Source organism: Rahnella sp. PD12R, assembly GCF_019200965.1.
GTDB classification, from domain to species: Bacteria; Pseudomonadota; Gammaproteobacteria; order Enterobacterales; family Enterobacteriaceae; genus Rahnella; species Rahnella laticis.
In genome coordinates this window covers 339,764-354,126 of the sequence record NZ_JAHTMS010000006.1, presented here as the reverse complement: position 1 = coordinate 354,126, position 14,363 = coordinate 339,764, and the positions used below count along the sequence as shown (strand labels likewise).

Genomic DNA, 14,363 nt, shown 5'->3' with positions numbered 1-14,363 from the left:
TATATAAGGATTTTTAGAAAAAAATAAAGGCGGTGATTAGCCGCCTTTAAGATTAACACGATGACTTAGCCTGAGATCTTACTTTTGCAGGCGGCCATGGCATTGTTTGTATTTCTTACCGGAACCACATGGGCAGAGATCGTTACGGCCGACTTTACGCTCGCCGGATGCGGCAAGGCGTGCAGCTTCAGCCACTTCAATCTCCTGCTGATCCTGATGGCTCAGCTGCTGCTGACGGGCCAGATGCTCGGCTTCTTCGCGGCGCTGAATTTCCATTGCTTCAATTTCTTCAGGCATACGAACCTGAACTTTGCTCAGCACGCTGACCACTTCATATTTCAGTGATTCCAGCATGGCGGCAAACATAGCAAAGGATTCGCGTTTGTATTCCTGCTTAGGATCTTTCTGCGCATAACCCCGTAAATGGATGCCCTGACGCAGGTAGTCCATTGCGGCCAGATGCTCTTTCCACAAGGAATCAAGCGTTTGCAGCATCACCCCTTTCTCGAAGTTACGCATCATTTCTGCGCCAACCACTTCTTCTTTGCGGGCGTAAGATTCTTTAGCGATTTCCATAATACGTTCGCGCAGGGTTTCTTCATGCAATTCAGGCTCTTTATCCAGCCATTCTGCAATCGGCATTTCCAGCTCGAAATCTTGTTTCAGGCGATCCTGAAGCCCCTGAACATCCCACATTTCTTCCAGAGATTGCGGCGGAATGTAGCTGTCGATAGTCGCCTTGAACACGTCCTCACGGATGCTGGCGATGGTTTCGCTGACATCAGACACGTCCAGCAATTCGTTACGCTGGCTGTAGATCGCACGGCGCTGATCGCTGGCGACATCATCGTATTCCAGCAATTGCTTACGAATATCAAAGTTACGGCTTTCAACTTTACGCTGAGCATTGGCAATCGCTTTGGTCACCCAAGGGTGCTCAATCGCTTCGCCCGGTTTCATACCCAGTTTACGCATCATGCTCGACACACGGTCAGACGCAAAGATACGCATCAGGGCATCTTCCATAGACAGATAGAAGCGTGATGAACCGGCGTCACCCTGACGACCTGCACGGCCGCGCAGCTGGTTATCGATACGGCGTGATTCGTGACGCTCAGTACCGATAATGTGCAAACCACCGGAAGCCAGAACCGCATCGTGGCGAATCTGCCAGGCTGCTTTGATTTCTGCGATTTTTTCGTCGGTCGCTTCTTCGCCGAGGTTTTCAACTTCGACCTGCCAGCTGCCGCCCAGCACGATATCGGTACCACGACCGGCCATGTTAGTTGCGATGGTTACCGCGCTTGGCTGACCAGCCTGTGCGACGATATCTGCTTCTTTTGCGTGGAACTTGGCGTTCAGAACGCTGTGCGCGATGCCCGCTTTAGTCAGTTCATTGGAAACAACTTCGGATTTCTCAATCGAAATGGTACCCACCAGAACCGGCTGGCCTTTGGCAGTACACTGACGGATATCTTCGATAATCGCGCCAATTTTTTCCATTTCAGTCATGTACACCAAATCGGCCATGTCTTTACGCACCATAGGGCGGTTCGTTGGCACAACGATGGTATCCAGTTTGTAAATGGAGCTGAATTCGAACGCTTCAGTATCCGCAGTACCGGTCATACCGGCCAGTTTTTCATACAGACGGAAGTAGTTCTGGAAAGTAATTGAAGCCAGCGTCTGGTTTTCGTTTTGAATATCAACGCCTTCTTTCGCTTCAACTGCCTGATGCAAACCATCAGACCAGCGACGCCCCTGCATGGTACGACCGGTGTGTTCGTCAACGATGATAACTTCACCGTCTTTCACGATGTAATCGACATCGCGGGTGAACAGCACGTGTGCACGCAGCGCAGCGGTAACGTGGTGCATCAGCATAATGTTGGTCGGGGAATACAGAGATTCCCCCTCTTCCATAATGCCTGCTTCGACCAGCATTTCTTCGATCAGAACCAGACCGCGTTCGGTCAGATGAACCTGACGTGCTTTCTCATCCACGGAGAAGTGGCCTTCACCCTGGAAGGTGTCGGAATCTTCTTTTTCCTGACGGATCAGTTTAGGGATCAGTTTGTCCACGCGGGTGTACATCTCTGAGCTGTCTTCTGCCGGACCGGAAATGATCAGCGGAGTACGAGCTTCATCGATCAGGATGGAGTCAACCTCATCCACCAGCGCGTAGTGCAGTTTGCGCTGAACGCGTTCTTCAGGGCTGAAAGCCATGTTGTCGCGCAGGTAGTCAAAGCCGTATTCGTTGTTTGTACCGTAAGTGATGTCGGCAGCGTAAGCAGCGCGTTTAGCCGGAGAAGGCATACCCGGCAGGTTAATACCGATGCTCAGACCGAGGAACTCAAACAATGGACGGTTATTTTCGGCGTCACGCTGGGCTAAGTAGTCGTTGACGGTTACAACGTGAACGCCTTTACCGCTCAATGCGTTCAGGTAAGCCGGCAGCGTTGCGGTCAGCGTTTTACCTTCACCGGTACGCATTTCCGCGATGCAGCGCTCGTTCAGCACCATACCGCCGAGTAACTGAACGTCAAAGTGGCGCATACCGAAGACACGTTTACTGGATTCGCGAACCACCGCAAAGGCTTCCGGGATCAGAGTCTCCAGGACTTCGCCCTTTGCCAGACGCTCACGGAACTCATCGGTTTTAGCTCTCAGTTGCTCGTCGGTCAGCTTCTGAATTTCAGGTTCCATGCGGCCGATAAGGTCCACAACTTTACGCATACGGCGCAGTGTACGATCGTTACGGCTACCAAAAACTTTGGTCAATAATTTGATTAACATGATGCTTAATATCTCTTGGAGGCCACTAAATGCAGCCACTAATTTATTGATTTATAGATATATTTTAAATTTACAGTCTGTTAAATCAGGAAGGCCGGGCCGGCACGAATGCCTTGCACCTGTGCTAACCACAGTCCGGTTTGATGCGATGAAGAGAAATTCAGGAAAGGTTGTTGCGTATGACGAATGATAACCGGTGGTTTGGATTCATGCGTCAGTAATGCATTCAGGGTCACCAGCAGCGCAAGTTGCTGTACGTGAAGAGGTTCTGCTTCCTGCGCGACAATTTCAGGTTGAGCTGCGGTGTAAACCACCTGCGGCGCCAGCGCAAAAGAAAGATGACGGATGACCGTGCGCAGTGCATGCTGCTGCCAGTAATCCACACCGAAAGACGGGCGGCGATTTGCCTGTAGCAACGCGAGGTTACTCAGTCCTGTACTGCCGATGTTAAGTCGGTTTAGACTTGAGGACGTATTGGGAACCGCAGGCAGTTCCGTTTGCGAGAGGTTCGTTGACACGCCAAGGCTCGCCGCGACCATCCCCAACAGGAGATGCGGCCAAAAATACCTTCTGCCAAATTGTCGCCAACGATTTAGAATACCAATCACAAGTTTACAATCCGCCGGAGCCCATCATGCGCGATAGCCGCCCACAATTATTAGATATCCTGTTCGATGATGCCTCTTCCACAGAGCAGAGCCCGCTGCGTATTGTTCAACAGCGTGCGGCGGCGTTATTAAAACTTAACCGCGCAGTGAAAGGTCTGTTACCGGCGCCCATGCAACCATGGTGTCGTGTCGGTAATTATCGACAGGGAGTTTTAGTACTTGAGATAGCTAATGCCAGCTGGATGATGCGCTTACGCTATGAACAACCCGCATTGCTCTCTGCACTTCGAGCGCAAATTCTACCATCATTGTCGTCAATCGACATCAGGATTAATCCTTCGCTCATGGCGAAAATGGAAAATGCGTCGCAGATTGCGGTTAAAAATAAAGCGATCGCATCTGAATCCATGCCGGTCAGACATTTGAGTGCGCAGAGTGCGGAAGAATTACGGGGACTGGCGAGCCGTAGCCCGGAAAAACTCAGAAAGGCATTAGAACGACTGGCTGAATTGGCCGGAGAGGGTGCCAAAACAACCAGTCGTAATAAGTAATGATATCAGTACCGATTACGCCAATACTGTGGAAGGTGCTTTAAAAGCCAGAGGCATTTCAGCTTCATCCTGGAAGGTAACTAATTCCCAGGCTTCCTGCTTAGCCAGTACCGCTTGCAATAACTTGTTGTTCAACGCATGGCCAGACTTGAATGCGGTAAACGCACCAATGATGTTATGCCCACACATGAACAGGTCACCGATAGCATCAAGCATTTTGTGACGAACGAATTCATCTTCAAAACGCAGGCCATCTTCGTTAAGCACACGGTAATCATCCACAACAATCGCGCAATCAAAGCTGCCACCCAGGCACAAACCACGTGACTGCAGGTATTCGATATCACGCATGAAACCAAAAGTACGTGCGCGGCTGATTTGGCGAACAAATGCTTCTGCGGAGAAGTTCATTTTGTAACGCTGTGAACTGGAATCAATCGCCGGGTGATTGAAGTCGATAGTGAAGTCCAGAGAGAAACCATTGAATGGTTTGAACTCTGCCCACTTATCACCGTCTTCAACACGCACAGTTTCTTTGATGCGCAGAAATTTCTTCGCGCTGTTCAGTTCTTCGATCCCAGCGTCCATCAACAGATAGACGAAAGGCGCGGCGCTACCGTCCATAATCGGCACTTCAGGCGCATCGACTTCGATAACAATGTTATCAATGCCCAGGCCAGCGAGTGCCGCATTAAGGTGTTCAACCGTAGAAATGCGTACGTCATGCTCATTGACCAGGCAAGTACAGAGCATGGTATCACGCACGGATTTTGCATCTGCCGGGAAATCAACCGGTGGATTCAAGTCAGTGCGACGATAGATGACCCCGGTATTTGCCGGTGCAGGACGCAGAGTCAGGGTGACTTTCTTGCCGGTATGCAAACCGACGCCCGTCGCCTGAACGATACGTTTTAATGTACGTTGTTTGATCATCGTATTTATCTCGCAATGTTATCCATCCAACCGACCTAAGCTTACCTTAAGATCGGTGGGACAGTTTAGCACAAAGAGCGGAGATCCTACAATTCGGACTAGTCTGCCTGCTTACGCAGGAAGGCCGGGATGTCCAAATAGTCGGGCTCTTTATTGGATTGCGCGCTTTGATCATTCACCACTTTAGCCGCTGGCTTGGTTTCCTGCGGCAACGGAGACATCCCGTGCTGCTGGTAACGGTGATCCATCACTGGCTGGCTGGCTGGCTTATTGGTCACTAAAGTGATCTCAGGACGTTTGTCCATGCCGATGCCGGTCGCAACCACGGTAACACGCAGTTCGTCATTCATTTCCGGGTCAAGGGAAGTACCGATAACCACGGTCGCGTTGTCAGAAGCGAAAGCACGGATAGTGTTACCCACGGTTTCGAATTCATCCAGACGCAGGTCGAAGCCCGCTGTAATGTTGACCAGAACGCCGCGCGCACCAGACAAGTCGATGTCTTCCAGCAACGGGCTGGAGATCGCCATTTCAGCCGCTTCTTCAGCACGGTCTTCACCACATGCCACGCCGGAACCCATCATGGCATAACCCATTTCGGACATTACGGTGCGCACGTCAGCAAAGTCGACGTTCATCAGACCCGGACGGGTGATCAGCTCAGCGATACCCTGCACCGCGCCTTTCAGCACGTCGTTGGCCGCACCGAAGGCGTCCAGCAGAGAGATACCGCGACCCAGAACTTTCAACAGTTTGTCGTTCGGGATAGTGATCAGGGAGTCCACATGTTTGGACAGTTCAGCGATACCCTGCTCCGCGAATGCCATACGCTTCTTGCCTTCAAAGTTGAAAGGCTTAGTCACGACAGCAACGGTCAGAATACCCAAATCTTTTGCAACTTCAGCTACCACTGGCGCAGCACCGGTACCGGTACCGCCGCCCATGCCCGCTGCGATAAAGACCATGTCAGCACCTTCAAGCGCAGCGCGCAGGGCTTCACGGTCTTCTTCTGCAGAATTGCGACCCACTTCAGGGTTCGCGCCAGCACCCAGACCTTTGGTAATACCGCTACCGATCTGAATTGTCTGGCCTACAGCCGTTTTACGCAACGCCTGGGCGTCTGTGTTAACGGCAAAGAATTCAACACCTTCGATGCGTTCACGCACCATGTGTTCGACAGCGTTACCGCCGCCACCGCCGACGCCGATGACTTTAATCACCGCGTCGTTGGTCAGTTCCATAGGTTCAAACATAGTTTCTCTCCGTTTTGTGCCTGTCGCGTCGGGATCAAAAGCCATAACAGCATGATCCCGTTGTTAAAACATTAAAACTCTTTTCTCAGCCAGCTGTTGATTCGTTTGAACCAGTTGCCCACCGAGGCGCGTTTTTCCACTTCGGCCTCACCGCTCAGGTGAGACTCTTTTCCATAGTGCAGCAGCCCTACCGCAGTTGAGTAGTAAGGTTCCTGCGCATAATCTGTCAGCCCTGTGATGTTCAGAGGTTGCCCGATACGCACCTGGGTATGGAATACCCGCTGCGCACAAGCTGCCAGACCATCAATTTGTGCTGCGCCGCCTGTCAAAACAATACCTGCGGCCAGATGATGTTTTACGCCTTGCTGACGTAACTGCTCCTGCAATTGCAAAATTTCGTCGTTCACTAGATTCAGCAATTCTGTATAACGAGGCTCGATGACTTCAGCCAGTGTCTGACGTTGCAGACTGCGTGGCGGGCGTCCGCCTACGCTCGGCACTTCGACGTTTTCGTCTTTGCCGACAATCGAACCTAATGCACAACCGTGGCGAACCTTGATGGCTTCGGCATCAGTCGGTGGCGTTCCAAACGCATAAGCGATGTCGCTGGTGACCACGTTCCCTGCATAAGGGATAACCTTAGTATGACGTAGTGCGCCGCCGGTATAAACCGCGATATCCATGGTTCCACCACCAATATCGACGACACAGACCCCTAATTCGCGCTCATCTTCGGTCAGAACCGCATAACTGGCCGCCAGACCGGCAAAAATTAGCTGGTCAACTTTCAAGCCACAGCGTTCAACCGCTTTCACAATGTTTTTCGCCATATCGTTATGGCAGGTAATCAGGTGAACTTTTGCCTGCATACGCACGCCGGAAAGTCCGACAGGGTTTTTGATCCCTTCCTGATAATCAATGGCATATTCCTGAGGGATCACATGCAGAACACGATGTTCATCACGTACGCGGACCGACTTCGCGGTATGCACAACGTTCTCTACATCTTCCTGCGTGACTTCCTCTTCTGAAATAGGAACCATCCCTATTTCATTCTGGCAACTGATATGTTTACCGGACAAAGCAAGGTAAACAGAGGAAATCTGGCAATCCGCCATCAGTTCAGCCTGATCGATGGCGCGCTGTACGCACTTCACCACCGATTCCAGATCATTCACGCCACCCTTGTCCATGCCCCGGGACGGGCAACTGCCCACACCGATAATATTGACCATGCCATCGGGCAGAACTTCCCCCACCAATGCGGCGACTTTTGCCGTACCGATTTCCAGCCCAACTACCAGTTTTCTGTCCGTCGACTTGATCATTGTTGTTTAGCCTGTGCCTGATTCTGTTGCTGATTACTGTTTTGCTGGTCAATAAACTCCGGAGCCCAACCTACCGACGCACCGCTGTCATAACGTAAATCGACATACGTAATGCGTTTTTTATCGGCTTCAGCCTGTTGCTGGAATCGCGGGTAAAGCTCGATAAAACGTTGTAAACGCCCCATCCGGTCATCTCTTCCCAATTCCAGCCGGACGTCGCTATCCAGAGTTAACTGCCACGAGTGACGCGCACTCATTGCTACTGCCTTCAGCGTGAATTTCCCGGCGGCCAGCGCCTGGCTCATCGTTTGAAAGCCCTGCAAAACATCCTGTTCGCTGCCTTCCGGACCGTAAAGCAACGGCATTTTCTGTTTGACCACACGTTCAGCGGGTATGCTGAATGATTTGCCATCGGCATCAACCATATGCAGATCATTCCAGTGTGCGACCGGTACATACTCCACCAGGTGTATCTTCAATTCATTCGGCCATTGCTTGCGGACGCTGACCTGTTTTATCCAGGGTAAACGTTCAATCTGCTGCTGAATGACGTTTACATCCTGCGTCATGAACGTTCCCGGTGCCCCTAAGGACAGAATCGCCTGACGAATATCATCGTTGGTCGTGTAATGACGTTCTCCCGTAACCACAAGCTGGGATAACGGCAACCGGTTCGCATCCTGCATCCAGCCAATAACGGCCCACGCACTCCATAAAATAGTTCCTACCACCAACAGCAAGAACACAATCCCTGCCAGCTGGCCACCGTTACTGCGACGGCCGCTGTTGCTCTCGGCCGTCTCACGCTCTCGGGTATTCAGGGCGGCTTGAGACATATCAGTCAGCCAAAGCCAGAATACGGAAAACGAGTTGCGGGAAGCTCAGCCCGGAATGTTTAGCCGCCATCGGCACTAAGCTGTGGCTGGTCATTCCTGGCGAAGTATTCACTTCCAGCAAATTAAAACTGCCGTCACCGTCCTGCATCACGTCAACACGCCCCCAGCCACTGCAATCGAGTGCCTGATAAGCCTGCAAAGCCAGCGCAGATAACTGTTTTTCCTGCTCCTCGCTTAAACCGCTCGGGCAAAAATACTGTGTTTCGTCAGACAGATACTTCGCCTGATAGTCATAAAACGTTCCGGCTGGCTGGATACGGATTGATGGCATAACCTGATCGCCAACGATAGCTACCGTGTATTCCGGGCCACTTAACCATTTTTCAATCAGTACGTTATCGTCATGACGGAAGCCTTCCTGCAGTGCTGGCAACAACTCTTTTTCAGTTGTCACTTTGCTCATGCCAACGCTGGAACCTTCGCGGCTCGGTTTGACGATAACCGGCAGGCCTAACTCGGCGATTTTAGCCGCCAGAGCGCCCTGCCCTGCTTCTTCAATTTGTGAACGATGCAATGCCACGAACGGGGCAACTGGCAAACCCAGCGCCTGCCACACCAGCTTGGTGCGGAATTTATCCATGGTCAGCGCGGAAGCCATCACGCCGCTGCCGGTATACGGCAGGCCGATTTGCTCGAGCAGCCCTTGCAGCGTGCCGTCTTCACCGCCGCGGCCATGCAGCGCGATAAAGACTTTGCTGAACCCTTCTTCTTTAAGAAGCGCCACGTTAAATGTTTTGGTGTCGATGCCATGCGCATCCACACCTGATTCGCGTAAACCTGCCAGCACGGCAGCACCGGACTGCAATGACACATCGCGTTCTGCGGAAGTACCACCCAACAATACCGCTACTTTCTCAGACATGATGTTCTTCACCTTTTTTCACTGGCTGCAACTTTTGATCAGCCAATTTACGGGCCACTTTGCCAACGTTACCGGCACCCTGCACCAGCACTAAATCGTCACCTTCGAGGATCTGCGCCAGACTTTCAGGTACTGCGTCAATATCAGAAACCAGAATAGGATCCAGCTTGCCTCGCGCACGAATGGTGCGGCACAACGAGCGGCTGTCGGCCCCCGGGATTGGCGCTTCACCGGCCGGGTATACGTCAAGCATGATCAGCACATCGACCTGAGACAGCACATTCGCGAAGTCGTCGTACAAATCGCGGGTACGCGTGTAACGGTGAGGCTGGAAAATCATCACCAGACGCTTGTTCGCCCAGCCCGCACGCGCAGCTTTGATTGTCGCATCCACTTCTGTCGGATGGTGACCGTAGTCATCAACCAGCATTGCGCTTCCGGCTTTTCCGTTTACATTTTCCAGTGCGTAATCGCCCAGGAAATCAAAACGACGACCGGTTCCCTGGAAGCCTTCCAGCGCGCGCAAGATTGCGTCATCGCTGATACCTTCATCTGTCGCAACAGCAACGGCCGCAGCGGCATTCAGCGCGTTATGTCGGCCCGGTGCGTTCAAAGTTACGCTGATCAGCGGCAGATCCTGACGACGTATCGTAAAGTGCCCCTGCGCGCCAACCTGACGGTAATTCTCGATAATGACATCAGCGTCTTCGCTGAAACCGTAGGTCGTCATATGGCGGCCTACGCGTGGGATCAGCTCACGGATAACCGGATCATCAATGCACATCACCGCACGTCCGTAGAACGGCAGGTTGTGCAGGAAATTCACAAACGTCTGTTTCAGGTTTTCAAAATCGCCCTGATACGTATCCATATGGTCTGCTTCGATGTTGGTCACAATCGCCACCATCGGTTGCAGATGCAGGAACGACGCATCGCTTTCATCCGCTTCTGCAATCAGAAAACGGCTGGAACCCAGACGCGCATGCGTCCCCGCCGCTTTAACCAATCCGCCATTTACGAAAGTCGGATCCAGCCCGGCTTCTGCGTAAATGCTGGTGACCATCGCCGTGGTCGTGGTTTTACCGTGTGTCCCTGCCACGGCAATGCCATGACGAAAACGCATCAGCTCGGCAAGCATTTCCGCGCGACGGATAACCGGGATACGCGCTTCACGGGCAGCAACAATTTCCGGGTTATCGGAAGAGATTGCCGTCGAAACCACCACCACGCTGGCATCCAGCACATTCTCCGGGCGGTGATTGAAATAAATTGTCGCACCCAGTGCAGTCAGTTGCTGAGTGACCGCGTTCGGCGCTAAGTCAGAACCGCTAATCTGATAGCCTTCATTGGCCAACACTTCGGCGATACCACCCATGCCGGCACCACCGATGCCAACAAAGTGAATGTGCCGGACACGATGCATCTCGGGCACGAAGGTACGCAGTTTCGCCAATTGTTGTGTATTCACGTTTTTATTCACTATTTCAGGTTACTGATTAATCCGTTTCTTACGGCTGGGACCACGCTGCGCATGGCCCGTTCAATTTCATTTTTTGCTGACGGCGACCACTTCTGCGGCCACGCGCTCTGTCGCATCGGGAATAGCGGCTGCGCGTGCAGCGATAGCCATTTCCATCAGATGGGTTCTGTCCCATCCGGCCATCAGATCAGAGACGGCTGCGGCACTAAAATCTTTCTGCTCGATGATCTTCGCAGCACCGGCTTTTTCCAGCGGCAACGCATTCCAGTACTGCTGACGATCTTTATGCTGGAACGGCACGAAGATCGCCGGTAAACCCGCAGCGGCAATTTCGCTGACGGTCAGCGCACCGGAACGACAGACCACGACATCTGCCCAGGCATAAGCCTGTGCCATGTCATCAATAAATTCGGTGACCTTATGCTGAGTCTGACCGGCTTTTTCGTAAGCCTGATTCACCGACTCCAGCGCGCCTTTACCGACCTGATGCCACAACGTAATTTTTTCGCCCATCAGCGCCGCCACTTCCGGCATGGTCTGATTCAGCACCCGTGCGCCCTGACTTCCGCCAATGACCAGCACACGGATTGGACCTTCACGCCCGGCCAGACGGGTTTGCGGTAATTCCAGCGCCAGCACATCGGTGCGCACCGGATTACCGACCACGGCTGCATTCGGGAATGCGCCGGGAAACGCCTGTAATACTTTTTTGGCAATGTGCGACAAACCACGATTGGTCATGCCCGCAATACCATTTTGTTCATGCAGCACCACCGGAATACCCAGCGACCATGCCGCCAGACCGCCGGGGCCGGAAACGTAACCGCCCATACCTAAAACCACATCAGGCTGGAAGCTTTTCATGATGGCTTTCGCCTGGCGCCACGCATGATATATGCGAACAGGGGCAGTGAGTTGCGCTTTCAGACCTTTCCCACGTAATCCTGAGATTTTAATGAAATCAATCTCGATGCCATTTTTCGGCACCAAATCCGCTTCCATTCGATCTGCCGTGCCCAGCCAGCGAACTTCCCAGCCTTGCGCCATCAGATGATGTGCGACGGCCAGACCGGGGAAAACGTGCCCGCCGGTACCGCCTGCCATCACCATTAAACGCCGGGTATTGCCACTCATCGGGCGCTCCTTACAAACGCCTGGGCTTTTGCCAGACGCGTTTCAAAATCCACTCGCAGCAATAACACAATTGCCGTCGACATAATTAACAGACTCGAACCACCGTAACTGATGAGCGGTAAGGTCAGACCTTTCGTAGGTAACATCCCCGCCGCGGCCCCAACATTAACCAGCGCCTGGAAGCTGAACCACACGCCAATTGAGCAGGCCAAAAAGCCGGAAAAACGCTGGTCAATCTCCAGGGCGCGACGCCCGATGGACATGGCGCGAAAAGCGACGAAGAATACCATCAACAAAGCCAAAACCACACCGAAATACCCTAACTCTTCACCCAAAATGGAGAAGATAAAGTCGGTATGCGCTTCCGGTAAATACTCCAGTTTTTGCACCGAATTCCCGAGCCCCTGGCCCCAGAATTCCCCCCGACCAAATGCCATCAGTGACTGGGTTAACTGGTAGCCACTGCCAAACGGATCGGCCCATGGATTCCAGAAGGACGTTACGCGGCGCATACGGTACGGTTCAGCAAGAACCAGCAGCACAACGGCGAAAGCACCGGACCCGATGATGGCCAGGAACTGCCACATCTTTGCCCCCGCCAGGAACAACATCGCCAGCGTGGTAATAAACAGTACAACTACGGTACCGAGGTCAGGCTGAGCCAGCAGGAGAACCGCCAGAACCACCATTACGCCCATCGGTTTACAAAAGCCCCAGAAGTTACTCCGGACTTCATCGACCTTTCGCACCAGATAGCTGGCGAGATAACAAAACAGTGACAGCTTGGAAAACTCTGCGGGCTGAATACGCAATGGCCCCAGTGAAATCCAGCGCGATGCCCCGTTAACCGAACTCCCCACCACCAACACAACCAGCAACATCACCACGGAAAGCAGCAGCAGAACGTTACTGTATTTCTGCCAGATCGCCATTGGTACACGCAGCGTGACCAGCGAAAGTCCGAAGGCCAGTGCAAGGTAAATCGCATCGCGTTTAGCAAACAAAAACGGGTCATCAGCCAGACGCTGGCCGATCGGCATCGAAGCCGATGTCACCATCACGAAGCCGATAATCGCCAGACCAAAGGTCAGCCACAGCAGCGTCCGGTCATACAGCACCAGCGTCAGCGAGTCGTTTTCTTTCGACCCCATCACCCAGTCGTTAAATTTCCCGACGAGGCTCAGCCCCGGGATACGGATCCGCATCAACCCAGCTCCTTCGCCAGCGCAGTGAAAACATCACCGCGTTGTTCAAAACTGCGGAACTGATCAAGACTCGCGCAGGCCGGAGACAGTAAAACCATGTCGCCTGACGCCACACGCGTGCTGATATCACGCATCGCCTGTTCCATCGTTTCAAACAGAGAAGAAACTTCAGAACGTAAATCTGCCAGCTCCGCGCCGTCACGGCCAAAGCAGTAGATGCGCAGATTATCGCCCTGCAAATATTTCGTCAGCGGCGAGAAATCCGCAGATTTTCCGTCACCACCCAGAAGAAGATGCAATGTGCCTTCAACGTGCAGGCCGTTGAGGGCCGCTTCGGTGCTGCCCACGTTGGTCGCTTTGGAATCGTTGATCCAACGGACGCCATTGTGTTGCCACGCCACCTGAAAACGGTGTGCCAGACCGGTAAAGGTCGTCAGGGCTTTCAGGCCTGATGCATGAGGAATGCCCACGGCATCTGCCAGCGCCAGCGCAGCCAGCGCATTGGTATAATTGTGGCGGCCCGTCAGCGGCATTTCTTTGGTATTCAGAACTTTCTCGCCACGCACGCGCAGCCAGATATCGTCCTGCTGGCGTGTCAGGTGGTAATCGCCGACATCCACACCAAAACTCACACAACGCTTATCAGCGCCACGCACCGGCATTGTCAGCGCATCATCAGCGTTGACGACGCACAGCGCGGCGTTCTCATAAACTTTCAGTTTTGCCGCGCGGTACTGCTGCAAACCAAACGGATAGCGATCCATATGATCTTCGGTCACGTTGAGGATCGTCGCGGCCGCGGCGTGCAGGCTGTGCGTGGTTTCAAGCTGGAAGCTGGACAGTTCGAGCACAAACAAATCGTATTCATGATCAAGCATGGTCAGGACTGGCAGACCAATGTTACCGCCCACACCGACGCGCCATCCGGCAGCTTTCGCCATTTCGCCGACCAGCGTTGTGACAGTGCTTTTACCGTTAGAACCGGTGATCGCCACAATCGGCGTTTGCGTTTCGCGGCAGAACAGTTCGATATCACCGATTATTTCCACACCCGCATCGGCGGCAGCGCTCAGTGCAGGGGTGGCCAGCGCCATACCGGGGCTGGAGATAATCAGGTCCGCATCGAGCAACCAGTCTTCATTGAGCGAACCAAGATGACGCTCAATGTTATCCGCGAGTTTATCCAGTCCGGGCGGGCTGACGCGGGTATCAATAACACGCGGCGTCACGCCCCGTGCCACAAAGAAATCAACACAGGACAGGCCGGTCAGACCCAGCCCGATGATGACCACTTTTTTACCCTGATAGTCAGCCATA

At 53.0% G+C, this 14,363-nt stretch carries 12 protein-coding genes; 1 reads left to right on the top strand and 11 read right to left on the bottom strand.

Annotated features, from left to right (window positions below):
• Positions 1-78 precede the first annotated feature (78 nt).
• Entirely contained in the window at positions 79-2,796 is a 2,718-nt protein-coding gene (gene secA, locus KWG64_RS14480; RefSeq protein WP_195813727.1) for a preprotein translocase subunit SecA, read from the bottom strand.
• A gap of 80 nt (positions 2,797-2,876) precedes the next feature.
• The gene (secM, locus tag KWG64_RS14475; RefSeq protein WP_195813726.1) at positions 2,877-3,404 is read right to left on the bottom strand and encodes a secA translation cis-regulator SecM; all 528 of its coding nucleotides are present in this window, start codon (positions 3,402-3,404) and stop codon (positions 2,877-2,879) included.
• A gap of 26 nt (positions 3,405-3,430) precedes the next feature.
• Here secM and KWG64_RS14470 point away from each other — a divergent pair, with 26 nt between their 5' ends.
• Positions 3,431-3,955, top strand: a complete 525-nt coding sequence (locus KWG64_RS14470) for a DUF721 domain-containing protein (RefSeq protein ID WP_152325124.1) — start codon at positions 3,431-3,433, stop codon at positions 3,953-3,955.
• Positions 3,956-3,970: 15 nt separating this feature from the next.
• Here KWG64_RS14470 and lpxC read toward each other — a convergent pair whose 3' ends face one another.
• The 9 genes from lpxC to murD all read right to left on the bottom strand — a co-directional run bounded on the left by lpxC (position 3,971) and on the right by murD (position 14,362).
• Positions 3,971-4,888: a UDP-3-O-acyl-N-acetylglucosamine deacetylase gene (gene lpxC, locus KWG64_RS14465; protein WP_152325125.1), complete on the bottom strand. Its 918-nt coding sequence runs from the start codon at positions 4,886-4,888 to the stop codon at positions 3,971-3,973.
• A 98-nt stretch (positions 4,889-4,986) separates the two neighbouring features.
• Positions 4,987-6,141 (bottom strand): cell division protein FtsZ, encoded by a 1,155-nt coding sequence (gene ftsZ, locus KWG64_RS14460; protein ID WP_013577005.1) that lies wholly within the window; start codon positions 6,139-6,141, stop codon positions 4,987-4,989.
• Positions 6,142-6,212: 71 nt separating this feature from the next.
• The gene (ftsA, locus tag KWG64_RS14455) at positions 6,213-7,469 is read right to left on the bottom strand and encodes a cell division protein FtsA (RefSeq protein WP_009634688.1); all 1,257 of its coding nucleotides are present in this window, start codon (positions 7,467-7,469) and stop codon (positions 6,213-6,215) included.
• The gene (gene ftsQ / locus KWG64_RS14450; RefSeq protein WP_152325126.1) at positions 7,466-8,305 is read right to left on the bottom strand and encodes a cell division protein FtsQ; all 840 of its coding nucleotides are present in this window, start codon (positions 8,303-8,305) and stop codon (positions 7,466-7,468) included. Before ftsQ ends, ftsA begins: the two co-directional genes overlap by 4 nt.
• Before the next feature lies 1 nt (position 8,306).
• On the bottom strand, positions 8,307-9,227 hold the full coding sequence (locus KWG64_RS14445) for a D-alanine--D-alanine ligase (RefSeq protein ID WP_217153850.1): 921 nt from the start codon (positions 9,225-9,227) through the stop codon (positions 8,307-8,309).
• Positions 9,220-10,695, bottom strand: coding sequence for a UDP-N-acetylmuramate--L-alanine ligase (gene murC / locus KWG64_RS14440; protein ID WP_218522258.1), 1,476 nt, complete (start codon positions 10,693-10,695; stop codon positions 9,220-9,222). Before murC ends, KWG64_RS14445 begins: the two co-directional genes overlap by 8 nt.
• Positions 10,696-10,773: 78 nt before the next feature.
• Complete coding sequence (murG, locus tag KWG64_RS14435) at positions 10,774-11,841, bottom strand: undecaprenyldiphospho-muramoylpentapeptide beta-N-acetylglucosaminyltransferase (RefSeq protein WP_218522257.1); 1,068 nt, start codon at positions 11,839-11,841, stop codon at positions 10,774-10,776.
• Positions 11,838-13,040 carry a cell division protein FtsW gene (ftsW, locus tag KWG64_RS14430; RefSeq protein ID WP_370530255.1) on the bottom strand — a complete coding sequence of 401 codons (1,203 nt, stop codon included), beginning with the start codon at positions 13,038-13,040 and terminating at the stop codon, positions 11,838-11,840. The genes murG and ftsW overlap by 4 nt, the downstream gene beginning before the upstream one ends.
• Before the next feature lie 5 nt (positions 13,041-13,045).
• Positions 13,046-14,362, bottom strand: a complete 1,317-nt coding sequence (gene murD, locus KWG64_RS14425; protein WP_218522256.1) for a UDP-N-acetylmuramoyl-L-alanine--D-glutamate ligase — start codon at positions 14,360-14,362, stop codon at positions 13,046-13,048.
• Position 14,363: the final 1 nt, after the last annotated feature.

Bases quoted from the DNA above. Each gene is read 5' to 3' on its own strand.
- secA (WP_195813727.1), bottom strand. From the start codon at position 2,796: ATGTTAATCAAATTATTGACCAAAGTTTTTGGTAGCCGTAACGATCGT.
- KWG64_RS14470 (WP_152325124.1), top strand. From the start codon at position 3,431: ATGCGCGATAGCCGCCCACAATTATTAGATATCCTGTTCGATGATGCC.
- lpxC (WP_152325125.1), bottom strand. From the start codon at position 4,888: ATGATCAAACAACGTACATTAAAACGTATCGTTCAGGCGACGGGCGTC.
- ftsZ (WP_013577005.1), bottom strand. From the start codon at position 6,141: ATGTTTGAACCTATGGAACTGACCAACGACGCGGTGATTAAAGTCATC.
- ftsA (WP_009634688.1), bottom strand. From the start codon at position 7,469: ATGATCAAGTCGACGGACAGAAAACTGGTAGTTGGGCTGGAAATCGGT.
- ftsQ (WP_152325126.1), bottom strand. From the start codon at position 8,305: ATGTCTCAAGCCGCCCTGAATACCCGAGAGCGTGAGACGGCCGAGAGC.
- KWG64_RS14445 (WP_217153850.1), bottom strand. From the start codon at position 9,227: ATGTCTGAGAAAGTAGCGGTATTGTTGGGTGGTACTTCCGCAGAACGC.
- murG (WP_218522257.1), bottom strand. From the start codon at position 11,841: ATGAGTGGCAATACCCGGCGTTTAATGGTGATGGCAGGCGGTACCGGC.
- murD (WP_218522256.1), bottom strand. From the start codon at position 14,362: ATGGCTGACTATCAGGGTAAAAAAGTGGTCATCATCGGGCTGGGTCTG.